Source organism: Minwuia sp., assembly GCF_048263705.1.
In the GTDB taxonomy this organism is placed as follows: Bacteria; Pseudomonadota; Alphaproteobacteria; order Minwuiales; family Minwuiaceae; genus Minwuia.
This window is the reverse complement of record NZ_JBLXDV010000008.1, coordinates 63254-84301: the sequence shown is the minus strand read 5'-3', so window position 1 is coordinate 84301 and position 21048 is coordinate 63254. Positions and strand designations below refer to the sequence as shown.

The following is a 21048-nucleotide window of genomic DNA, read 5'->3' as shown; positions in this document are numbered from 1 at the left end:
GAAGAGGCCTATCGGCTGTTCAACACCCAGACCACCGGCAAGGGGTTCATCGTTCCCGCCTGACCATCCTTTTGCATCGCGGAACGCTTTGGCCTAAGGCTGGTACGAAAGGTCGGCAATCCGCCGGCCACCGCCGAGAATGCGAGGGCCGTTCATGCGTATCGCCACCTGGAACGTCAATTCGATCAAGGCCCGCCTGCCGCGCGTGACAGGCTGGCTGAGTGCCTTCAAGCCTGACGTCGTGTGCCTTCAGGAACTGAAGTGCATCGACGAGAACTTCCCCGCAGCCGAGATCGAAGAACTTGGGTATCACGTCGCGGTACACGGTCAGAAGACCTACAACGGGGTCGCGATCCTGTCGCAGCACCCGATGGAGGATGTGACAACCGGTCTGCCCGGCGACGACACGGACGAGCAGGCCCGCTACATCGAGGCGACGATCCGGGGCATACGCGTCTGCGGGCTCTATCTGCCCAACGGCAATCCTGCGCCGGGCCCCAAGTTCGACTACAAGCTGCAATGGATGGACCGCCTGATCGCACGCGCGAAAGACCTGCTGGCGGATGAAACGCCGTTCCTGATGGCCGGCGACTACAATGTCTGCCCGACGGATGGAGATGTGTTCGATCCAGAAGGCTTCGCCGACGATGCGCTGTGCCGTCCGGAAAGCCGCAACCGCTATCGCCAACTTATCAACCTGGGGCTGACCGATGCGGTCCATCTGCACAACCCGCAGGATCGCTTCTATACCTATTGGGACTATACCGCCGGTGCCTGGCCGAAGGACAACGGGCTGCGCATCGACCATCTTCTGCTCTCTCCGCAAGTGACGGACCGGCTGGTGACCAGCGGCGTGGATCGCGATCCACGCGGCGAGGAACGCCCGTCCGATCACACGCCGGCCTGGATCGAGATCGACTGATCCGGCCCGTCAGCCCTCAGGACCGTTGATCGGCCTGTTCTTCGTCCAGTCGAACGTGCCCTGATCCCGTTCGCGGACCGCCTGTTTCCAGCCAACGTCCTCAGACCGCGCCTTGAAGTTCAGCCCCTCGGGCGAATGGCGGGTGATCCCGTCGAAAATGGTTGCGAGGCGCTGTGTGCTGGTGATGCCCGCCTGCTCGATGGCCTGATTGATGACCATCTTGTGCATGGCCAGCTGATTGACCGGAACAGTGGCCATGCGACCGGCCAGGGCCTCGACTTCCGCATCCAGGTCGGCGGCTGGCACGGCCTTCAGCACGAGACCCATGTCCGCGGCCTCGCGGCCGGTGATCCTGTCGCCGGTGAACATCATCCGCTTGGCCTTCTCCGGGCCTATCCGATAGACCCACATGGCCGTCGTCGGACATCCCCAGACGCGGGCGGGCATGTAACCGATCTCCGCATCCTCGGCCATGATCACCAGATCCGCGCACAGCGCGATGTCCGAGCCACCCGCCACCGCGAAACCGTGCACCTTGCAGATCACGGGCTTCAACGCGCGAAACAGCGACATGAAGTGCTGCGTGTTCGCCCACATGAACTGATAGTCCCTGACCGGATCCCAGGGCATTTCCTGCGTCACCTCGTTGGTGCCGTTGCCCTCGGCATAGTGGGTCAGGTCATAGCCGGCGCAGAAGGCCGGTCCGTTTCCGGACAGGACCATCACGTGAATCTCCGGGTCGGCATCTGCCCGGGCGACAGCCTCGGACAGTTCACGCGGCAGATCATCGTCGATCGCGTTCATCACGTCGGGGCGGTTGAGGGTGATTCGGCCGATGCGGCCATCCTTCTCGAACGATACTTTTGCCATCAGATGTCTCCGAAGTCGCCGCCGCGGCCCTTGCCGGCAGCGAACCGGGCGGCCCCCTTCACGCCTTCCGCGCCGACCATGGGCGCGCTCCAGGTAAACTCCTGATGCAGGGCGGCACGTTCGGCCAGGCCGTGCTGTGCGCGGGCGGAAGCCCGGTCGGCCCGCATGCACATCTGCGGGAAACGGGAGATAGCGGCCGCGAGTTCTTCTGCCTTCCCGCGTGCGCCGCCATCCTCGACCACATACTCGCAGAGCCCGATGCGCAGACATTCGTCGGCCATGACCTGCCGTCCGGTCAGGATCAGGTCCATCGCGCGGCCCTCGCCGACCAGCCTCGGCAAGCGCACGGTTCCGCCATCGATCAGCGGCACGCCCCACCGGCGGCAATAGACCCCCATGTAGGCGCTTTCGCCCATCACACGCATGTCGGCCCACATCGCCAGCTCCATGCCGCCCGCGACGGCGGGGCCTTCGATCGCCGCAATAACGGGCTTGGAAAGTTCCAGACGGCTTGGCCCCATGGGACCGGCAACATGCCCCGGTTCATCGGCGGAGAACTCAAGCTCTGCCAACCGTTCCCCGCCCTGCAGGCTGGCCGCATGTTTCAGATCCCAGCCCGCGCAGAACGCCCCGCCCTCGCCCCAGAACACGGCGACGCTGGCGCTGTCGTCGGCATCGAACGCGACGAAGGCGTCATAGAGCGCTTTCCCGCTTTCCGGATCCATCGCGTTCCGCGCTTCGGCGCGCGCGTGGATGATCGTCCACACAGATCCGTTCTTTTCCGTTCGGACAGTCAAGTCACCCTCCCCCAAATTCCGGCAAGCCATTTGCATCTTAGGCTAGCCGACGCTACTTCGATGTTCCAATTGTCTCCCTATCTGCGGGAATGCGCCTGAATATGAAAAACCTGTCCCATCTCGACCGCCTCGAGTCCGAGAGCATCCACATCATCCGGGAAGTCGCGGCGGAGTTTCGCAATCCCGTCATGCTCTATTCCATCGGCAAGGATTCGGCGGTGATGCTGCACCTGGCGATCAAGGCGTTCGCCCCGGGCAAGCTGCCCTTCCCGCTGCTGCACGTGGACACGACCTGGAAGTTCCGCGAGATGATCGAGTTCCGCGACAGGCTGGCCGAAGACCTGGGGCTGGAACTGATGGTGCACATCAATCAGGAAGGCGTCGCACAGGGCGTCGGCCCCTTCACCCACGGGTCGAAGCTGCATACCGACATCATGAAGACCGAGGCCCTGAAGCAGGCCCTGAACCATCACAGGTTCGACGCGGCCTTCGGCGGGGCACGTCGAGACGAGGAGAAGTCCCGCGCCAAGGAACGCGTCTTCTCCTTCCGCTCGAAGGCGCACCGCTGGGACCCCAAGGCGCAGCGGCCGGAGCTCTGGAATCTCTACAATACGCGTGTCGCACCCGGCGAAAGCGTCCGCGTGTTCCCGCTGTCCAACTGGACCGAGCTGGACATCTGGCAGTACATCCAGCGCGAGGACATCCCGCTCGTCCCGCTGTATTTCGCCAAGGAACGGCCCGTCGTCGAGCGCGACGGCATGCTGATCATGGTCGATGACGAGCGCATGCCGCTGGAACCCGGCGAGAAACCGGCAATGAAGAAGGTCCGGTTCCGCACGCTGGGCTGCTACCCGCTGACCGGGGCCGTCGAATCCGACGCCGAGGATGTCTCCGGCATCATTCTGGAACTGCTGCAGTCGCGCGCGTCGGAACGTCAGGGCCGCGCCATCGACAAGGACCAGATCGGCTCGATGGAGAAGAAGAAGCAGGAAGGATACTTCTGATGGCCGACACGACCGCCCCCATCGATATCGACGCCTTCCTGGCCGCGCAGGAAGCCAAGGATCAGCTGCGCTTCATCACCTGCGGATCGGTGGATGACGGCAAGTCCACGCTGCTCGGCCGTCTGCTCTATGATTCGAAGACCGTGTTCGAGGACCAGCTTTCGGCCACCGAAACCGAAAGCCGCAAGTACGGCACCCAGGGCGAGCAGGTCGATCTGGCCCTGCTGGTCGACGGGCTGCAGGCCGAACGCGAACAGGGCATCACCATCGACGTCGCCTATCGCTATTTCGAAACCGACAAGCGCAAGTTCATCGCCGCCGACACGCCCGGTCACGAACAGTACACGCGCAACATGGCCACCGGGGCCTCGACCGCGGACCTGGCCATCATCCTGATCGACGCGCGCAAGGGCGTGCTGACGCAGACCCGCCGTCACAGTTTCATCGTGTCCCTGCTGGGCATCCGGCATGTGGTTCTGGCGGTCAACAAGATGGATCTGGTGGACTACGATCAGGCGACCTTCGACCGGATCGTTGCCGACTATCACGACTTCGCTGCCCAGTTGGAAATTCCCGACATAAGGGCCATTCCGCTGTCCGCCCTGACCGGCGCCAATGTCTTCGAGAAACAGGACCACACGCCCTGGTATGACGGCCCGACCCTGATGAGCCTGCTCGAAAACATCGAGGTTCATCACGACGAGGTCGAGAAACCGTTCCGTCTGCCGGTCCAGTGGGTGAACCGTCCGAACCTGGATTTCCGCGGCTTTGCGGGGACGATCATCTCCGGCAGCATCCGGACGGGCGACCCGGTCGCCGCCGCCCTGTCGGGCCGTCAATCGACCGTGAAACGCATCGTCGGCCCGTCGGGCGACCTTGACGAGGCGCAGGCGGGTCAGGCGGTCACGATCACGCTTTCCGACGAGATCGACATCAGCCGGGGCGACGTGCTGACCAAACCGGATCAGGCACCGGACGTCGCCGATCAGTTTGCCGCCCATATCGTCTGGATGGATTCGGAAGCGATGCTGCCGGAACGGACCTATGCGATCCGTTTTGCGACCGCCCAGGCGACGGCGCAGATCACCGACCTGACCCACAAGATCGACGTGAACACGCTGGGCCACAGCGCCGGCAAGGTGCTGGAGCTGAACGAGGTCGGCTACTGCAAGCTGGCGCTGGACCGCGCGGTCGCTTTCGATCCCTACAAGCAGAATCGCGACAGCGGCGCATTCGTCCTGATCGACCGGTTCAGCAACCGCACCGTCGGCGCGGGCGTCGTCGAGTTCGGCCTGCGCCGTGCCAGCAACGTCAAGTGGCACGAGATGAAGATCGACAAGACGGTGCGCGCCGAAGCATTCGGCCAGAAGCCCCGCGTGCTCTGGTTCACCGGGTTTTCGGGCTCGGGCAAGTCCACGGTGGCCGACGTTCTGGAGCAGAAGCTGCACGCCATGGGCAAGCGCACCTATCTGCTGGACGGCGACAACGTCCGCCACGGGCTGAACAAGGACCTAGGCTTCACCGACACCGACCGCGTCGAGAACATCCGCCGCGTCGCCGAGGTGGCGCACCTGATGGTCGATGCCGGCCTGATCGTGCTGTCGTCGTTCATCTCTCCATTCCGGTCCGAGCGTCAGATGGCGCGTGACCTGATGGAAGACGGCGAGTTCGTCGAGGTCTTCGTCGATACCCCGCTTGAGATCTGCGAACAGCGGGATCCGAAGGGTCTCTACAAGAAGGCCCGTGCCGGTGAGTTGAAGAACTTCACCGGCATCGATTCCGACTATGAGGTGCCGCAGAACGCAGAGATCGTCCTGAAGGGCGGCGAACACACGCCCGAGGAGATGGCGGACCAGATCATCGAATGGCTTTCGCGCAACGGTTAGACCTCAAACCTCCCGGACATCGCCCGTCACCAGACCATCCCAGTTGCGTATGTCGGGACGGCAATGCGGCCGCAGGGCCATTTCGACCTGGCCATCGAGCATGCCCAGCCGCTCCAGCACCGACCAGACCGCGGCCGTCGAGGCACGTGATGCGCCATCTTCGGCCTTCAGCGCCACGCCAAGATTCTGTTCGGGCAGGTACAGCATGTAAAAGCCTTCCGCGCCGGTCTTGCTCAACACCCGTCCGTTGAAGGCGCGGATCAGGTCGGTGTCGAAGCGCCCCGTTCCCCCGATCATCTCGGGCGCCTGCAGCATCGCATCCAGAAAACGGCGGCAGGCCATGGCCCGAACGGCCCCCACGCGCGCCGGTGCCGCCTCGGCATAGCGCGCGGCGGCGACGGCGAGCGAAGCCAGCGGCAGTGCCGGGTTCGGAGCCGAGCAGCCGTCAACGCCGACGGGCGCACCCGAAAGGCTTTGACCCGACAGCGCCTCGACCGCTTCGAAGATTCGTTTCTGCACGTTGTGCGAAACCGTCACATAGTCATCCGGATCTTCCTCCAGATGCCGCAGGGTCGTCAGCATGCCGCTGTGCTTGCCGGAGCAGTTGTTGTGCACCCTGCCCGGCAGCTCTTCGGCACGGATCATGGTGGCCTTGTCTTCCTCCAGCCGCGGCCACTGCGGTCCGCAGGCCAGCGCATCCTGATCCATCTCCAGCCGCACCAGCCAGTTCTTGACGGTCAGCGTGTGGATCGCCTCGCCCTCGTGGCTGGCGCACGCCAGCGCCAGTTCCTGTGGCGTGCACTGGAAATGATCCGCGGCACCGGTCTCGATCAGCGGCAAGGCCTGGATGGCCTTCAGCGAAGAGCGCGGGAAGACCACGCGGTCCGGATCGCCGAAAACGTGAGTCGCATCGCCGTCCGGTCCGGCGACAACGGCGTGAACGCGGTGCACGCTCTCGATGGCCCCGCCGCGCGTCGCCGCGATCTCGATCGGTCCGCTGCTGCTTGTCATTCACCCTCTCCCGGTCCATAGCTTCGCCAGGGCGACTATGGAGCATGAATCGGTGCGCGGCTATTTCGGGATCGGGGTGTGGCGGTTTTCCAAACCGATGAACGCAGGCAATCTGTTCCGCACCGCACATGCGTTCGGCGCCAGTTTCGTCTTCACGATCGACGCGACCTACCGGGTGCGGAAAGCCAAGTCGGACACGTCGGCTGCGCCCCGCAACATACCCTGGTACGAATACGACAGCCCGGCCGACTTCCAGTTGCCCAACGACTGCAAGCTGGTCGGGGTCGAACTGACCGACGACGCCATCGACCTGCCCCGCTTCCATCACCCCAAGGCCGCCGCCTACGTGCTGGGCCCGGAACGCGGTTCCATCGAAGGTGAGTTGCTGGAAAAATGCGACCATATCGTCCGCATTCCGACCAAGTTCTGCATCAATGTGGCCACGGCAGGGGCCATCGTGATGTACGACCGGGTGATGACACACGGGCAGTTCGGCGTCCGTCCGCTCACCAACGCAACCACTCCGGGCGAACTGCCGCAGCACCGGCACGGCGGACCGGTCCGACGCCATCAGGGAAAATGAGACCGATCACCTGATCAGATCATCCGGCCCAGTTCTTCAGCGACCATGGGCCTGCCGTAGAGATAGCCCTGGGCGAAATCACACCCGACACCGATCAGGAAGCGGCGCTGGGCTTCGGTCTCCACACCCTCGGCAACGACCTCCATGCCCAGATCATGCGCCAGTTGCACGACAGACGTGACAATGACCCGCGCCTCGCGAACATCGGGCAGATCGCTGACGAAGGAGCGGTCGATCTTCAGTGTCCTGAAGGGCAGCTTGTGGACATAGGCCAGGGATGAAAACCCGGTGCCGAAGTCGTCGATGGCCAGGCGGAAGCCTGCCCGGTGCAACGCCTCGATCTGCCCGACCGCGCCGTCCAGCGTGACCGGCGAACTCTCGGTCAGTTCCAGATGCAGATCGGTCCGCGACAGACCGCTGTCGGCCAGCATCCGTTCGCAATCGCGGGCGAAATCGCCGGTGGAAAGCTGCGCCGGCGAAAGATTGACGGCAACGAACAGATCGTCGGCCCGGCGGACATGCCTGCGCCAGCCGACCAGTGCCGCAAGCGCCTGCCCCACCATCCAGGCCCCCGGGGCGATGATCGAACCGTCGCGCTCGCTCATGGGAATGAAATGATCGGGCTCAACCCGGCCATGCACGGGATGGGACCAGCGCATCAGCGCTTCGACACCCGCCATCCGGCCTGTGTCCAAAGCGTGGATCGGCTGGAAGACGGGCGAGAGCTCTTCCCGTTCCAGCGCCATCCGGAAATCGCGGGTCAGATCGGCGGACATCGGTCTTCCTCTCCAACCATGGAAATGGCCTGCGCCTGTCTGGCGCGTCCCGCGCCAGCGTGTCAGATCATACCGGGATCACCCGTAGCGGGCGAGTATCGAAAGCGCCTTTTCGTCACCCTGCTCGGACAGGGGACGCAACACCTCCCGCACCTGCGATTCGGTGCCGCCGTTGCGGATATACAGGACGGCCAGCCTGTAGCGCGCGGTCTTGTCGTCCGCCTCGATCGCCTTCCGGTAATAGGTCTCCGCCAGCGGCACATCCTGCGCGCGACCGTCCAGAGCATACATCTCGGCCAGCGTCAGGTGCGCCCGCGCGGTGCCGACGGTGTCCAGCAACCTGCGCGCCCTTTCAGGATCGAATACCGGCGATTCAGGATCCGAATGGTAGATGCCCTGTATCAGCATCGCCCGCTTGTTGCCCTGATCGACCAGCGGCTGCAAGGCCTCCACCGCGATCCGGGGCTGACGGGGAACGCCTTCTACGCTGCCCGAAACCAGATGGTTGATGAGGAACCCTGTGGTCGCTTCTCCCTTTGCCATCGACGCGCGGTAATGGCTGAGCGCGCGTTCGGGATCGAACTCCGGATAGGCCGGATCGCTGTAGAGTTTGCCGATCTCGGCATCCATGCGTTTCGCGCCCAGCGCTTCGGCCTTGCGAAATTCGGCAGTCGCTTTCCGGACGTCGCGCGGCGTGCCGAAACCATTGGCATAGAAGCGCCCCAGATTGGCATGACTGCCGGTTGAGGGGTGCTGTCTGTTCGCCAGTTCCAGCACCTGAAAGACCTGCTCCCTGGTGTAGCCACCGTGGTCGTCCAGATCGCGGGCCGCCAGCGCCAGCCCCAGATTGGCGCGGCTTTCGCCCCCCTGACTCGCAACCAGATACCAGTCGAAGGCCTTCCGGGTGTCAACGTCGCCCCCATAGCCGCGGCTGTACAGATTGCCGGCCAGGAAGGCTGCCGGGATATGCCCCTGCTCCGCCAGCGTCACTGTCCGGCGCAGGATCTCCGCCTCCTCCGCCGGATCGGTCGCCTGCTGATAGCGCGCGATGATCCGGTCGTATTCCGCCTGTTGCGGATCGACCTGCGCCTGTTGGTCGGCAGGGGCATTCTGCAGGGTCACCGGTTGCGGCTGTTGTTCGGGACCGCCACCCAGCATTCCGCAGCCCGCCAGGGCACCGAAAGCGATGCCGGACAGGATGACGACGGACAGATTGTGGATCATTGAAATACCCCGGGGCGCGCTACGTATGACAGTGTGGCGGACCCTAACAAAGGGTCCTGCGGTCTGCAACGCAGCGGGCGGTAGCGACGACAGGAATGCGGGGAAATGGTGAGCCCGACAGGATTCGAACCTGTGACCCGCTGATTAAAAGTCTTACAGGCGATGTTACTGCGGATTTCTCTCGCGTTCTCAGATCAGAAAAAAATCACTAAAATACATGATGTTAAGGCCAATATTCCGAAGTTACCGTTCGATGTAACACTTGTCGTTTCGATATGAAAAGCTTACCTTCTGCTTACCCATTCCGCCAATAGGTAGGAAGCTGCCTTGCCCAAGTTGAAGCTCTCAAAATCGGTCGTTGAAAAAATCGCTGCCCGAGATGTGGAGATTGTTCATTGGGATGAAGCTCTGCGGGGCTTTGGTCTGCGTGTGAAGCCCAACGGGACCAAGAGCTACATCATCCAGTACCGCAGCCGGAAAACCGGTCGCTCGAAGCGTCAGACTATCGGACAGGTGGGGCCTCTGATTTCCTTTGCGGCAGCCCGCAAAGAAGCGATGCGCTTGCTGAGTGAGGCGGCACAGGGCGGCGACCCCGTCGCAGAAAAGCAAACAGCACGCCAAGGCAAGACGGTCTCCGACCTCGCAAGCCAATACCTGTCGCACCACGCGCGCCCGAAGAAGCGCCCGAAAAGTGTCGCAAATGATATCTCAATGTTGAATGGGATAATCCTTCCCTGCATGAGTACTCGACTGGTAGCGGAAATCGGCCACAGTGACGTTCAGGCCTTGCACAACGGCCTTGCAGATACGCCCTACCGGGCCAACAGAACCCTTGCCCTGTTATCCAAGATGTTCGAACTGTCGATCCGCTGGGGCTGGCGGTCGGACAACCCGGCCAAGGGAGTGGAGCGTTTCCCTGAAGAGAAGCGCCATCGTTGGCTTTCCGAAGATGAGCTTTCTCGTTTGACCAGGGCACTGGATGAGCACCCAAACCAGACAGCAGCCAGCGCAATTCGATTGCAGTTGCTCACCGGTGCTCGGATCGGCGAGGTCCTGACTGCAAAGTGGCAAGATTTCGACCTAAACAGGGGTTTCTGGATCAAACCCTCACATCACACGAAACAAAAGCGAACGGAACACTTGCCCCTTTCCGGTACGGCTCTGGCATTGTTGTCTTCAATCAAGGCCGGCATGGATGCGGACGATGAGCTTGTGTTCCCCGGACGTGTTGCAGGACAGCCCATCAAGGATCTCAAACGCTTCTGGAAAGCTGTTTTGAGAGAGGCTGGAATTACCAATTATCGTATCCACGACAACCGTCACACACATGCTTCGCATCTGGTTTCAAGTGGCTTGAGCCTGCCCATTGTCGGACGGCTTCTTGGGCATACAAACCCTCTCACGACGCAGCGGTATGCCCACCTAGCTGACAACCCCTTGAGGGAAGCTGCGGAAGTCATGGCGAGTAAATTGGCTCGCTGAACTATGGTGTCAGACGGTTTCAGGCAACCAGTTCGCTGAAATGATGTCAACTCGACCATTGAGCTGCATCTCAGATAGGCCTTCGATTTGAGGTTACCCTGTCCCTAGAATGAGGAGACAGATGATGAAGAAGAGTCGTTTCAGCGGGGCTGGTCCGTTTTTGCAACACCGGTGAGGTAAGCCGATCGGGACGAAAGTCGGAACTGGTTACTGATATTCAAGTGCACCAGTTCCAGAGTCTCGAAGACATCACGCACAATTCAATGATCCTCAGGCTGAACGCGGTCCGAAGATGATGATCAGTGCCCCGAGAAGGCAAAGACTGGCACCGGAGACATCCCAGAGATCAGGTTGCTGGTCTTCGATGACCCAAAGCCACAACAGGGCGGAGCCGATATAGACACCGCCATAGGCCGCATAGGCGCGACCGGCATATTCACTATCAACCAAGGTTAACAGAACGGCGAACAGGATCAGGCTTGCAATGCCGGGGAACAACCACAGCACCGAGCGATCCATTCGTATCCATGCCCAGAATGCAAAACATCCGGCGATCTCCGCGACGGCGGCTCCAAGGAAAAGAAACGAGGTTTGCATCGCCTCAGTCGGTGCCGATGCCGTCTTCGGCAAACAGTGCATCTATGATGGGGCATTCTGGAATTTCACCGCCTTCGCATTGCGCGGACATACTCGCCAGCGTCTGCTCCAAGCGCAGTAAATCGTCGATTTTGGCACGAACGCTCTCAAGATGCTGGACAGTGAGCGTCTGTATCTGACCGCAGCTGTACCCGCCCTCATCCACCAAACTGAGCAGGCTCTTCAATTCTTCTATCCTGAATCCAAGTTCTCGCCCCCGGAGAATGAACTTCAACCGCCGATGTGCGGGCGCGCCATATAGGCGGTAGCCATTCTCACCGCGCCTGGGCTCGGGCATCAACCCGATATTTTCGTAGTAGCGGATGGTCTCAATGTTGGTCCTGGTGGCAGCCGCCAAGCCGCTTCTGGTCACATATTCGGGAGTGGATGAGGTATCAGCGCACATTTTCCTTGAGCCTGTAGTTACTACAGACCGTAGCATGGAACGATGAACACAACAAGAAGCGAGCGATAGATGACCAGCAGACAGGAACATATTCGATCAAACGGCGACGATGGCAACATCGCCGATCCGAAGGATCGTCGCGGCGGCCTGTTGGCCGGGGCAGGAATGTTCGGCGCATTGTTGGCTTCATCATGCTGCATAGTCCCCTTGGCGTTTGTCATGCTCGGAATCGGCGGTGCCTGGATGAGCCATCTCACCGCTTTGGAGCCCTACAAGCCCTACTTCATTGGCGTGACGTTGGTGATGCTCGGGGCGGGTTTCTGGCATGTCTATATCCGGCCAAGGCGGGCCTGCGAGGTCGGTTCGTATTGCGCCGACCCGAGATCGGGCCGGATTTCCAAGACACTTCTGTGGGTGGCAACACTCATCGTGCTCTTGTCCGCCACACTCAATTATTGGGCACCGCTGCTCTACTAGGAGAATTGAATATGAAACACTTCACTGTAACCCTTGCCGTCCTGTGCTTTGTGGCCATTGCCGGAGTAAGCGGCGTTATCAGCCTGCCGAGTGGAGGCAAGGCCTATGCCGCCGAAAGCGGGAGCGCAACCAGCCAAAACAGCGTCTTTGCCGTGAAGAACATGACCTGTGCGCTGTGCCCACTTACCGTGAAGACCGCGATGGAAGCGGTGGAAGGCGTCGAGACTGTGAAGATCGACTTCGAGGCGAAGACCGCTTCCGTAATCTTCGATCCGTCCAAAACCACATCCGAGCACATTGCCGAGGCGTCGACGAAAGCTGGCTATCCCGCAAGTCCGCTCGCTGAGGAAAGTTAGGATGAAGGACCGCACGATCATGTGGACCGGGGTTGCAGGAACTGTAATTGCCGCGCTGTGTTGCTTCACACCGGTCCTTGTTGTTTTGCTCGGTGTGACAGGCCTGTCAGCCTGGCTTGGCTGGCTGGACTATGTGCTGCTTCCGGCCCTCGCGGTATTCATGGCCATCACGATCTATGCCTTGTGGCGCAAATTTCGGCGCGAAGACGATTCCTGTTGCGAGACCGATACGCCAAAGGCGGCAAGGCAAGGTGTGGAATGAATAAGGTCCTCAGCTCAAAGCTCGTTGAGCCTATCAACACAGAATATGATTTGCTGGTTATCGGTGCCGGATCGGCGGGCTTCTCAGCGGCGATTACGGCGGCGGAAGCCGGAGCCCGTGTAGCTCTCGTCGGGCATGGCACGGTTGGTGGAACTTGCGTGAATGTCGGCTGTGTGCCGTCGAAGACACTGATCCGCGCGATGGAAAGTGTCCACAATGGCGGCGTGGGGCGGTTTTCCGGCATCGAAGGCAAAGCGTCGGTGCGTGACTGGGCGGCGATCATCGCGGAAAAAGACGGCCTTGTTGAGTCATTGCGCCAGTCCAAATACGCCGACTTGTTGCCGGAATATGAAGGTATCACCTACATTGAAGGGCGGGCGCATATTGTTGGTGGCGGTGTCGATGTAGACGGCCTCCGCTTGAACGCTAGCAAGATCATTGTCGCAACCGGTGCCCGGCCACTGATTCCCGACATTCCGGGCCTCGACACTGTTCCGTATCTGACCAGCACGACGGCGTTTGAACTGACCAACCTTCCCGAATCTTTGCTGGTTGTCGGCGGCGGATATATCGGCGTTGAGATCGCACAGATGTTTGCGCGGGCCGGTGTTCAGGTCACGATTGTCTGTCGCAGCCGCATCCTGCCAGAGGCTGAACCCGAGATCGGAGAGGCTCTGACCGGTTATCTCCGGGACGAAGATCTGACGATCCTGACAGGGGTCGAGTATCAGGACATTTCGGCCTTGGAAGACCATGTCCGATTGAGGACCACGGTCGATGGCAATGAAACTGATCTGCAAGGCGAGCGAGTCCTGATTGCAACTGGTCGTCAACCAAACTCGGATGGGATGGGTTTGGAGGAACAAGGAGTCACTCTGGATCATCGCGGCGGTATCGTCGTGGATGACCAGATGCAAAGCTCAATCGCCGGGATCTTCGCGGTCGGCGACGTGACCGGGCGCGACCAGTTCGTATATATGGCGGCCTATGGTGCGAAGCTGGCGGCGAGAAATGCCATCAAGAGCGCAGAGCAGCACTACGACGCTTCGGTGATGCCTTCTGTCGTGTTCACCGATCCACAGGTCGCCAGTGTCGGATTGACCGAAAAGGCGGCTGCGTCCAGCGGCTTTGAAGTGCGGACCTCGGTGCTACCCTTGGAGCACGTACCACGGGCGCTGACCGCCAGAGACACACGAGGCTTGATCAAGCTTGTCGCAGACGCAGACACAAACCGGATTCTGGGTGCGCATATCCTGGCTCCGGAAGGCGGCGAGAGCATCCAGACAGCGGCTCTTGCGATCCAGCATGGCATGACGGTTTCGGCCTTGGCAGATACGATTTTTCCGTATCTGACAACAGTTGAGGGGCTGAAACTGGCGGCACAAACCTTCGACAAAGATGTTGCGAAGCTGTCTTGCTGCGCCGGGTGAGGAGGTTTTCGGATGGCAAAAAGGTTGAGGACGAAGAATGACTGGTCGAACCAGATCATCGGGTTCGTGATTGCCTGGGGCTTTCCGAGCGCCGCGATGCTGCTGGCAATCGGTATGGATAGCTTGCCCAAGACGCTGATCTGGGTGGCGGCGCTCGGCTGGATGGGTATGGCCTGCCTGATGAACGCTCGCAGATGTGGCCGCACTCACTGCTACTTCACCGGACCATTCTTTCTTCTGATGATGGTTCCGGTCGCGTTTCACGGATTTTCGGTGGTTTCGTTGGGGCCAGATGGCTGGCGCTGGCTCGGCATGACAATCGGAATAGGCGGCGGAAGCTTGTGGTGTCTGACAGAGTCTGTTCTTGGAAAATTTCGGCGACCCTGATTCAGGACTCAAGTTGACGGCATCATTGCTCTGGCCTGATACCGTCATGAAGGAAATGATGTGCTCCCCGTGATCAGCAACACGAAGGGGCTTTCAATGCATGTCCTCCGATATGAGATTGTCAGCCAACAGCCAAGATCCTTCCAATAAGGGTTTGGTCAAACGAAGCGAGGTACAGCCCGGCCCGATGTTCAGCCCAGTTGTCAAAGACTGCACCGGCGTTTTTGCCATTGACTGAATTTCCACGACGGCCGTTGCGTCCAAAATCAACGCTCTCTGTTCGCATTCAAATCGTGAGCAAATATCCGGCGATTGATTGTTCTGAAAGCAAACCATCCCGCTATCAGAAAAATTGCCAGAAGGACGACACTGGCTGTACCCCACCAACTCTCGGCAGCCTCTGCCAACTGATCACCAAGGAAGAAACCCAGACCAACGAGAACGCCACTCCACAAGGCGGCTGAGGCTGCGTTGAGTAACGTGAACCGCATCCAAGAGATTTCGCTCAAACCGAGGGGTAGCGCACCAATCGTCCGCATTCCCTTCGGATATCGATACAGAAACACATAGGCTGTTCCATACCGTTCCATCACTTGAGCTGCCCGCTCGACATAGGCTCGCCATCTTGGCCTGGAGGCGAAGAGTTTGTCGCCATAGCGCCGGGCAACGAAGAAACGCATCTCATCGCCGATATACCCCCCAAGAAAGGAGGCAGCGAGTACAGGAACCACGTCCAACGCGCCAGAATGCGCAAGCACGCCCGCCAACAAGGGAAGCGCCCCGCTTTTCAGGGCGCAGTATCCAAACAGGAGGATGTAGACCAAACTCTGATTGATCTCGATCCAGTCCAACAGAGTTTCCAACGGTCAACCTATCGAAATGTGGGCCACAAGATTACTGGATACGGGCTCAAGGCCTGACAGGTTCACATAGTCGCCGAACTGGTTCGGGCAGATATCGATTGGTCTCTTTCGCGACGTGTTAAAGGATGTTGGTTCGATCAGTTGGTGGCCTCAAATGCAGTAGGATGTCGAGTTTGAATCAACTGCATGATAGTTTGGCGCCCATGATCGTCTGGTTGGAGATTGCTGAATGTTTGATCGAACGGCCATCGCACCGATTAAGAAAAGCGATCATGACCTTGCGCATTGTGAGCAAGGTGCAGGATGACGATTACGGAACTTTCGATCGGACAAATTGCGGCTTTGACCGAATGCAAGCCTGCCACCATCCGGTACTATGAAAAAATTGGACTGCTCCCGGAACCAAGGCGGTCGCCAGGTAACACACGGATCTATGACCAGACACATCTCGGTTTGCTTCGGTTTATCAGGAACAGCCGCGAGATGGGATTTTCGCAGAAGGATGTGCGGGAACTGCTGGATATTGCCGGGCAAACCCATCATCCCTGTGCAGATGTCACCAAAATCGCCAAGGCACATCTTGAGAAAATTGATCTCAGGATTGCGCGTATGTCAGCCCTGAGGTCTGAACTTGAAGAGACAATCCAGGCCTGTGATGGCGAATTGGTCGCCAACTGCCGCATCGTTGAAGCTCTGGCCAACTCTCCCCAGAAGTTCTGACCGGTAATCGCGACAAGCTGAGCCGACGTCGGATTTTTCGCTTGAATCTCTAGTTACTCGAACCTGCATATTCAGGCCTTGGAGCATGCCGAACCGAATTGAGTAACGGTGTGCCGAGGGCAGGGAGTGGCAGCATGTCAGGATCAAACGGTTTGGCGCACCGCGTGGTCGCGTTGGCGGGGAACATCGCAGCATTTGTCTTTCTTCCGGGGCTGGCGCTCACCTCAATATTCGATATTGCGACGCGACGATTCCTTCAACTCGGCTCGACACCTTTGCAGGAACTGACCTGGCATTTCTTTTTTGCCTGCGTGATGTTCGGAATAGGGTTTACCTATTTGATCGACAAGCATGTGCGCGTCGATGTCATTCGGCAACGTCTTACGCCAATCTGGCGTGAGAGGACCGAACGCACCCTGCTTATCGTCCTTCTGATTCCACTTGCGCTCACCATTCTCTGGTTCGGCTCGCGCATGGCCTGGATATCATTTGTGCAGGATGAAGGCTCGAGGGCGGCATTGGGCTTGTCCTCCCGCTGGATCATAAAGGCCGCACTGCCGGCCGGGGCGCTGTTTCTCTTACTCGCCGCTTGCGTTCGTCTTGCGGGAACTGTCAGGCGAGACGGGAGTGAACCGAAATGATCCTGGTCGATCATCTTCCCATATTGATGCTGGTCACGCTTGCGCTGCTGTTGTTCAGCGGCTTTCCGGTGGGTGGCGTTCTGGCCGGGGTTGGAATCGGTTTCGCGGTCCTGGGACTGGCAATCGATGAATTTCCGATCCAATCGTTCTTTCTGATCCCGTATCGCATCTACAGCGCGATCGGAGAGAACCTTGTTTATCCAGCCGTGCCGCTGCTGTTGTTCATGGGGGTGGCGCTGGAGATGAGCGGGGCTGCGCGCGAGCTTCTGCTTTGTTTGCAGAAGCTGATCTCCAAGATTCCCGGCAACATGTGCGTTTCGGTTATCATCATCGGCCTTCTGCTGGCGCCGATGGCAGGTGTTGTCGGAGCATCGGTGGCGACGATTACGTTGGCTGCGTTGCCGACAATGCTGGAGCAGCGTTACCGACCAGAGATTGCGACGGGAGCCATCGCGGCAGCCGGGACGCTCGGCGTGATCGCGCCCCCGGCCATCATGCTGTTTTTCCTTTCTGACGCGCTCGAAGCAACAATCGCATCAGTGTTCCTCGCGCCTATTGTTCCGGTGCTCATCCTCGCTCTGGTATTTGCGACGTACTTTGTCGTCATGGACATTCTGAGGCCGCGAGCTGCCTCTGTGACCGGTGACGAAGAGTCGGACATTTCCATCGCCAGATACGTTCTGCGTGGCTTCGTGTTGCCGGTGGGTTTGATCCTGCTGGTTCTTGCCGCAATCATTTCCGGCATCGTTGCACCTTCTGAGGCGGCGGCGGTTGGCGCCATCGGCGCCGCCGGACTGATTTTCGTCTATCGCGGCCCGGATTTCTCACTTCTGAAGCAGGCGCTTCATCGCACAATGATCCTGACGGCAATGGTGTTCTTTGTCGTGCTGGGGGCCAGTATCTTCTCCCTGGTGTTTCGTTTTTATGGTGGCGACGATATTGCGGAGGGGTTGTTTGACGGGCTGGCAATATCGGATTTTCAGATCCTGCTGATCATCCTGTTGATCCTGTTCGTCCTCGGATTCTTTATCGATTGGATCGAGATCATTCTGGTGTCTCTGCCAATCCTGTATCCCGTCATCAGAGACCTGGATTTCGCTGCCTATGTGGGGTCAGCACCATTGGCGAAAGTATGGATCGCAGCGCTGATCGCGCTTGTGCTGCAGACCTCTTTCCTGACGCCGCCCTTCGGGTTCTCGCTGTTTTTTCTGAAAGGTGCGGCGCCGCCGGAAATCAATATCATGCAGATTTACAGAGGTGTTGTGCCCTTGGTGGCCATGCAGCTAATGGTCATTGGGTTCGTGCTTTTCATGCCCCAGATCGTGATCTGGCTGCCCACCGCCTTGCTCAATTAGAGATCGGGACATGATGGTTGAAACGAGTCGAAAGTCGAGAATTGCAGTCATCGTCATGGTGATCGTGTCGGTCATCGTCGTTGATCAAGCTTCCAAGTACGCGGCTATCGTCCTCATCGCCAGCCGTGCTGTGGAAATTCAGGTCACCTCGTTCTTTTCGTTTGTCTTGAGTTTCAACAGCGGTGTCAGCTTTGGTCTTTTGACAGACACGTTGGGCAATCAGCAAGTTGTCCTCGCCTCGGTGTTGCTCGCTGTAACGATGGGGATTGCGGCGTTTGCATTCCGGCCAAACTCATTCTTTCCCCCTCACGGTGCTGCGCTGATTGTCGGCGGGTCTTTGGGCAACATCATTGACCGGTTTCGCCAGGGCGCTGTTACCGATTTCATCCTTCTTCACTATGAAAGCTGGGCGTGGCCTGTTTTCAATCTGGCGGACAGCGCTATCTTTCTGGGCTGCGTTCTGATCATTTTCTCCAGATCAGAAGCCGTGAAAGCACCCGGAAAAAGCGGGAGTGCCTAAGATCATATTTGGCGAGCACCGTTATCCCACAGCCGTCATGCGGCTGTGGGAGTGTGAGCATTTTCCTCGCGGCGTTCTTCAAGCGCCTGGCGAATGATCTGTACGGAAGATGACAGGAACAATCCGGCCATGATCGAGGCGACAATCAGGTCAGGCCATCCTGTGGTCGTTCCCCAAACGCCCAGCGCGGCAATCATGACGGCAATGTTGCCAATCGCATCATTTCTGGAGCACAGCCAGACTGATCGGACATTGGAGTCACCGTCCTTGTAAGCCATCAGGATGAACACGCTGGCGAGGTTGGCCATGAGGGCCATCAAGCCGATTACACCCATGATCCCGGCTTCTGGTACGCCGGTGTAGAAAACACGATACATGGTCGAACCGAACACCCATGCGCCCATCAGCATAAGGCTGATGCCCTTGGCCAAAGCGGCGTTTGTACGAATGCGCACAGACGCGCCAATGACCGCAAGTGAGATCCCGTATGTCAGCGTGTCGCCCAGGAAGTCGAGCGCATCGGCCTGCAACGCCTGTGACTCCGCGTATTGCCCGGCAATCATTTCGATTGTGAACATCACGGCGTTGATCGCGATGACGATCCAAAGCCTGCGTTTGTAATCATCCGAGACGCCATCAAACTTGGCATCATTTCCACAACAATTAGCCATGTCGTTTCTCCAGCATCAGAGCCAGCGTCGCACGCGCTGCGTGTACCGCAAATAGTCGTCGCCAAAATTGTCCTGCAACGCGCTTTCTTCCGCTTTGATTTGCAGGTGGTTCATGGACAACACGAACAAGGGTATCGCCAGAAACGCGATCAAGTCCCCGAGGTAGAGACACCACCCCAAGAGCAAGAACGCCAAACCGACATACATCGGATTGCGGGTTATGCGGTAAATTCCTGACACAACCAGTTTCTGAGCCTTGGACGGGTTCAGGGGATCAAAGGTCGTCTTGTGAATGCGGAAGATGTTGAGCGCGACGGCCAGAAATCCAGCACCCACAATACAGGCGATCCAGGCCCCAACGGTCACCAATGTGCCGTCGAACTGCCAGACTGGCAGGCGCTCACGCAGGCCCCAAGCCAGGGCTCCTGCAACAAGAACTTGAACAACTGGTGGGACCTTCATCGAACCGCTCCTCTTTTGACGATGACGGCAATGTAATTGCTCTAGTGACTATAGGTTCAAGAGAAAAAGTGAAGCCTCCGCGTATCAGCAATCATCTGCGAGTTCCAATGCACACGGAGTAGCTCGGCAGTCCAGGGTTCAGCCGTTCGGATCCTGATGATCAGTAAGGCATTCCGAGTGATCACGAAGCACTTCGAGGACCCTGCAATCGCTTGTATGACCGCCGCTGCATTCCCGCACCATGCGTTTCAACTCCGTGCGCAAGGCATTCAGGCGCGACAGTCGCTGTTCGACTTGTTTGAGCTGTCGGCGCGCGATGGCATCGGCCTCGTCGCAAGGCCGGTCGGGGTTGTCGCTGAGGTCCAGAAGCTCCCGAATGGCGTCCAGCGAAAACCCAAGTTGCCGCGAGTGACGGATGAATGCGAGGCGATCAAGCTCGGCGTCCCCGTAGCGTCTTTGGCCACCTTCCGTCCTTCCCGGTTCCGGCATCAGTTCAATCTGCTCGTAATAGCGGATGGTCTGAACCTTGGTTCCGGTCTTCTTTGCAAGTTTCCCGATAGTGAGCATTATTGGCCTCCTGATATCTATAGCTACTATAGAGATGTGCGCTGGAGAAGCCGTACCAATTTTCGGCTTGACCCTCTAGCTGCTAGAGCCTTTACCCAAGCATCAAATTGCGGACCGGGTTCGGGCATATGGGTATGCGACTTTCAATATTTCGAAGGGTTCTTTGGGTTCTGGTGGGCGCCGCCCTCCTGACCTTCGTTGCTCTCCAATGGGTAACAAGTGGGCAGGGTGAGAAAGGTGAAGAAGCGGCTGAAACGGCTTTTCGCGCAGCATTTGAACTGACCGATCATCAAGGTATCGTTCGAACGGAGAAGGATTATCAGGGGCGCTGGATGCTGGTGTTTTTCGGCTTCGCCAATTGCCCCGATATCTGCCCGACAACCTTGGCCGAAGTTGCTGCGGTCATGAAAAGTCTGGGAGATCAGTCTTCCCATGTGCAGCCAATCTTCATATCGATCGACCCCGAGCGGGACACGCCGGAAGCCCTGGCTGAGTTTATGCCCTTGTTCGGGGCCGGCATTGTTGGGCTCACAGGTACGCCGGATCAGATTGCCAGCACCGCCGAGACATTCCCGATCTTCTACGAGAAGATTGAAGAGGCTTCTGCACCGGACGGCTACATGATGAGTCATACATCGCACCTTCTGTTGTTTGATCCTCAGGCGGGGTTTGCAGATTCCTGGCCGTATGGCACGGCGGCCGAGGAAATTCTTGCCGATCTGAAAGCGAGGCTCTGACAC

Annotated in this window: 26 protein-coding genes; 15 read left to right on the top strand and 11 right to left on the bottom strand. The window is 59.0% G+C overall.

The annotated features are described in order from the left end of the window. The first annotated feature begins 154 nt into the window (after positions 1–154). Complete coding sequence (xth, locus tag ACN0X7_RS12880) at positions 155–922, top strand: exodeoxyribonuclease III (RefSeq protein ID WP_417517851.1); 768 nt, start codon at positions 155–157, stop codon at positions 920–922. Positions 923–931: 9 nt separating this feature from the next. On the opposite strand, the gene ACN0X7_RS12875 is transcribed toward xth, so the two are convergent. Beyond that, positions 932–1792, bottom strand: a complete 861-nt coding sequence (locus ACN0X7_RS12875; protein WP_417517849.1) for a crotonase/enoyl-CoA hydratase family protein — start codon at positions 1790–1792, stop codon at positions 932–934. Beyond that, complete coding sequence (locus ACN0X7_RS12870) at positions 1792–2589, bottom strand: crotonase/enoyl-CoA hydratase family protein (protein ID WP_417517847.1); 798 nt, start codon at positions 2587–2589, stop codon at positions 1792–1794. The genes ACN0X7_RS12875 and ACN0X7_RS12870 overlap by 1 nt, the downstream gene beginning before the upstream one ends. A 101-nt stretch (positions 2590–2690) precedes the next feature. Here ACN0X7_RS12870 and cysD point away from each other — a divergent pair, with 101 nt between their 5' ends. Next, the gene (cysD, locus tag ACN0X7_RS12865) at positions 2691–3593 is read left to right on the top strand and encodes a sulfate adenylyltransferase subunit CysD (RefSeq protein WP_417517845.1); all 903 of its coding nucleotides are present in this window, start codon (positions 2691–2693) and stop codon (positions 3591–3593) included. Then, the gene (gene cysN / locus ACN0X7_RS12860; RefSeq protein WP_417517843.1) at positions 3593–5479 is read left to right on the top strand and encodes a sulfate adenylyltransferase subunit CysN; all 1887 of its coding nucleotides are present in this window, start codon (positions 3593–3595) and stop codon (positions 5477–5479) included. The genes cysD and cysN overlap by 1 nt, the downstream gene beginning before the upstream one ends. A gap of 3 nt (positions 5480–5482) precedes the next feature. Here cysN and ACN0X7_RS12855 read toward each other — a convergent pair whose 3' ends face one another. Beyond that, on the bottom strand, positions 5483–6490 hold the full coding sequence (locus ACN0X7_RS12855; RefSeq protein ID WP_417517841.1) for an asparaginase: 1008 nt from the start codon (positions 6488–6490) through the stop codon (positions 5483–5485). 37 nt (positions 6491–6527) lie between these two features. On the opposite strand from ACN0X7_RS12855, the gene ACN0X7_RS12850 reads away from it, so the two are divergent. Beyond that, positions 6528–7073: an RNA methyltransferase gene (locus tag ACN0X7_RS12850; protein WP_417517839.1), complete on the top strand. Its 546-nt coding sequence runs from the start codon at positions 6528–6530 to the stop codon at positions 7071–7073. 14 nt (positions 7074–7087) lie between these two features. On the opposite strand, the gene ACN0X7_RS12845 is transcribed toward ACN0X7_RS12850, so the two are convergent. Beyond that, a complete protein-coding gene (locus ACN0X7_RS12845) occupies positions 7088–7849 on the bottom strand; it encodes an EAL domain-containing protein (RefSeq protein ID WP_417517837.1) in 762 nt (253 codons plus the stop codon). Positions 7850–7927: 78 nt separating this feature from the next. Further along, positions 7928–9073, bottom strand: coding sequence for a hypothetical protein (locus ACN0X7_RS12840; RefSeq protein ID WP_417517835.1), 1146 nt, complete (start codon positions 9071–9073; stop codon positions 7928–7930). A gap of 327 nt (positions 9074–9400) precedes the next feature. Here ACN0X7_RS12840 and ACN0X7_RS12835 point away from each other — a divergent pair, with 327 nt between their 5' ends. Then, the gene (locus tag ACN0X7_RS12835) at positions 9401–10555 is read left to right on the top strand and encodes a tyrosine-type recombinase/integrase (protein WP_417517833.1); all 1155 of its coding nucleotides are present in this window, start codon (positions 9401–9403) and stop codon (positions 10553–10555) included. Positions 10556–10825: 270 nt separating this feature from the next. Here the strand turns inward: ACN0X7_RS12835 and ACN0X7_RS12830 are convergent, their stop codons facing one another. Further along, on the bottom strand, positions 10826–11152 hold the full coding sequence (locus ACN0X7_RS12830; RefSeq protein ID WP_417517831.1) for a YnfA family protein: 327 nt from the start codon (positions 11150–11152) through the stop codon (positions 10826–10828). Between the two features lie 4 nt (positions 11153–11156). Next, the gene (locus tag ACN0X7_RS12825) at positions 11157–11549 is read right to left on the bottom strand and encodes a MerR family transcriptional regulator (protein WP_417517829.1); all 393 of its coding nucleotides are present in this window, start codon (positions 11547–11549) and stop codon (positions 11157–11159) included. Between the two features lie 117 nt (positions 11550–11666). Between ACN0X7_RS12825 and ACN0X7_RS12820 the strand changes: the two genes are divergently transcribed. From ACN0X7_RS12820 to ACN0X7_RS12800, 5 genes are read left to right on the top strand one after another with little or no spacing between them, the layout of a single operon-like run. Beyond that, positions 11667–12074: a mercuric transporter MerT family protein gene (locus ACN0X7_RS12820; protein ID WP_417517827.1), complete on the top strand. Its 408-nt coding sequence runs from the start codon at positions 11667–11669 to the stop codon at positions 12072–12074. A gap of 11 nt (positions 12075–12085) precedes the next feature. Beyond that, on the top strand, positions 12086–12430 hold the full coding sequence (locus ACN0X7_RS12815) for a heavy-metal-associated domain-containing protein (RefSeq protein ID WP_417517825.1): 345 nt from the start codon (positions 12086–12088) through the stop codon (positions 12428–12430). A gap of 1 nt (position 12431) precedes the next feature. Continuing rightward, positions 12432–12692 (top strand): mercury resistance system transport protein MerF, encoded by a 261-nt coding sequence (gene merF / locus ACN0X7_RS12810; RefSeq protein WP_417517823.1) that lies wholly within the window; start codon positions 12432–12434, stop codon positions 12690–12692. Further along, positions 12689–14122 carry a mercury(II) reductase gene (gene merA, locus ACN0X7_RS12805; protein WP_417517821.1) on the top strand — a complete coding sequence of 478 codons (1434 nt, stop codon included), beginning with the start codon at positions 12689–12691 and terminating at the stop codon, positions 14120–14122. Before merF ends, merA begins: the two co-directional genes overlap by 4 nt. Positions 14123–14134: 12 nt before the next feature. Next, the gene (locus ACN0X7_RS12800) at positions 14135–14509 is read left to right on the top strand and encodes a hypothetical protein (protein WP_417517819.1); all 375 of its coding nucleotides are present in this window, start codon (positions 14135–14137) and stop codon (positions 14507–14509) included. A gap of 266 nt (positions 14510–14775) precedes the next feature. Here ACN0X7_RS12800 and ACN0X7_RS12795 read toward each other — a convergent pair whose 3' ends face one another. Continuing rightward, positions 14776–15360: a DedA family protein gene (locus tag ACN0X7_RS12795; RefSeq protein WP_417517817.1), complete on the bottom strand. Its 585-nt coding sequence runs from the start codon at positions 15358–15360 to the stop codon at positions 14776–14778. Between the two features lie 315 nt (positions 15361–15675). Between ACN0X7_RS12795 and ACN0X7_RS12790 the strand changes: the two genes are divergently transcribed. From ACN0X7_RS12790 to lspA, 4 genes are all read left to right on the top strand, one after another. After that, positions 15676–16092 (top strand): MerR family transcriptional regulator, encoded by a 417-nt coding sequence (locus ACN0X7_RS12790; protein WP_417517815.1) that lies wholly within the window; start codon positions 15676–15678, stop codon positions 16090–16092. Between the two features lie 134 nt (positions 16093–16226). Continuing rightward, positions 16227–16733 carry a TRAP transporter small permease subunit gene (locus ACN0X7_RS12785; RefSeq protein ID WP_417517813.1) on the top strand — a complete coding sequence of 169 codons (507 nt, stop codon included), beginning with the start codon at positions 16227–16229 and terminating at the stop codon, positions 16731–16733. Beyond that, positions 16730–18088: a TRAP transporter large permease gene (locus ACN0X7_RS12780; RefSeq protein WP_417517811.1), complete on the top strand. Its 1359-nt coding sequence runs from the start codon at positions 16730–16732 to the stop codon at positions 18086–18088. Before ACN0X7_RS12785 ends, ACN0X7_RS12780 begins: the two co-directional genes overlap by 4 nt. Positions 18089–18098: 10 nt before the next feature. Next, the gene (gene lspA, locus ACN0X7_RS12775) at positions 18099–18608 is read left to right on the top strand and encodes a signal peptidase II (protein ID WP_417517809.1); all 510 of its coding nucleotides are present in this window, start codon (positions 18099–18101) and stop codon (positions 18606–18608) included. 35 nt (positions 18609–18643) lie between these two features. On the opposite strand, the gene ACN0X7_RS12770 is transcribed toward lspA, so the two are convergent. From ACN0X7_RS12770 to ACN0X7_RS12760, 3 genes are all read right to left on the bottom strand, one after another. After that, positions 18644–19279, bottom strand: a complete 636-nt coding sequence (locus tag ACN0X7_RS12770; protein ID WP_417517807.1) for a cation transporter — start codon at positions 19277–19279, stop codon at positions 18644–18646. Between the two features lie 15 nt (positions 19280–19294). After that, positions 19295–19741 (bottom strand): methyltransferase family protein, encoded by a 447-nt coding sequence (locus tag ACN0X7_RS12765; protein WP_417517805.1) that lies wholly within the window; start codon positions 19739–19741, stop codon positions 19295–19297. Positions 19742–19879: 138 nt separating this feature from the next. Continuing rightward, the gene (locus tag ACN0X7_RS12760) at positions 19880–20308 is read right to left on the bottom strand and encodes a MerR family transcriptional regulator (RefSeq protein ID WP_417517803.1); all 429 of its coding nucleotides are present in this window, start codon (positions 20306–20308) and stop codon (positions 19880–19882) included. Between the two features lie 134 nt (positions 20309–20442). Between ACN0X7_RS12760 and ACN0X7_RS12755 the strand changes: the two genes are divergently transcribed. Continuing rightward, positions 20443–21045, top strand: coding sequence for an SCO family protein (locus ACN0X7_RS12755; RefSeq protein ID WP_417518041.1), 603 nt, complete (start codon positions 20443–20445; stop codon positions 21043–21045). Positions 21046–21048: the final 3 nt, after the last annotated feature.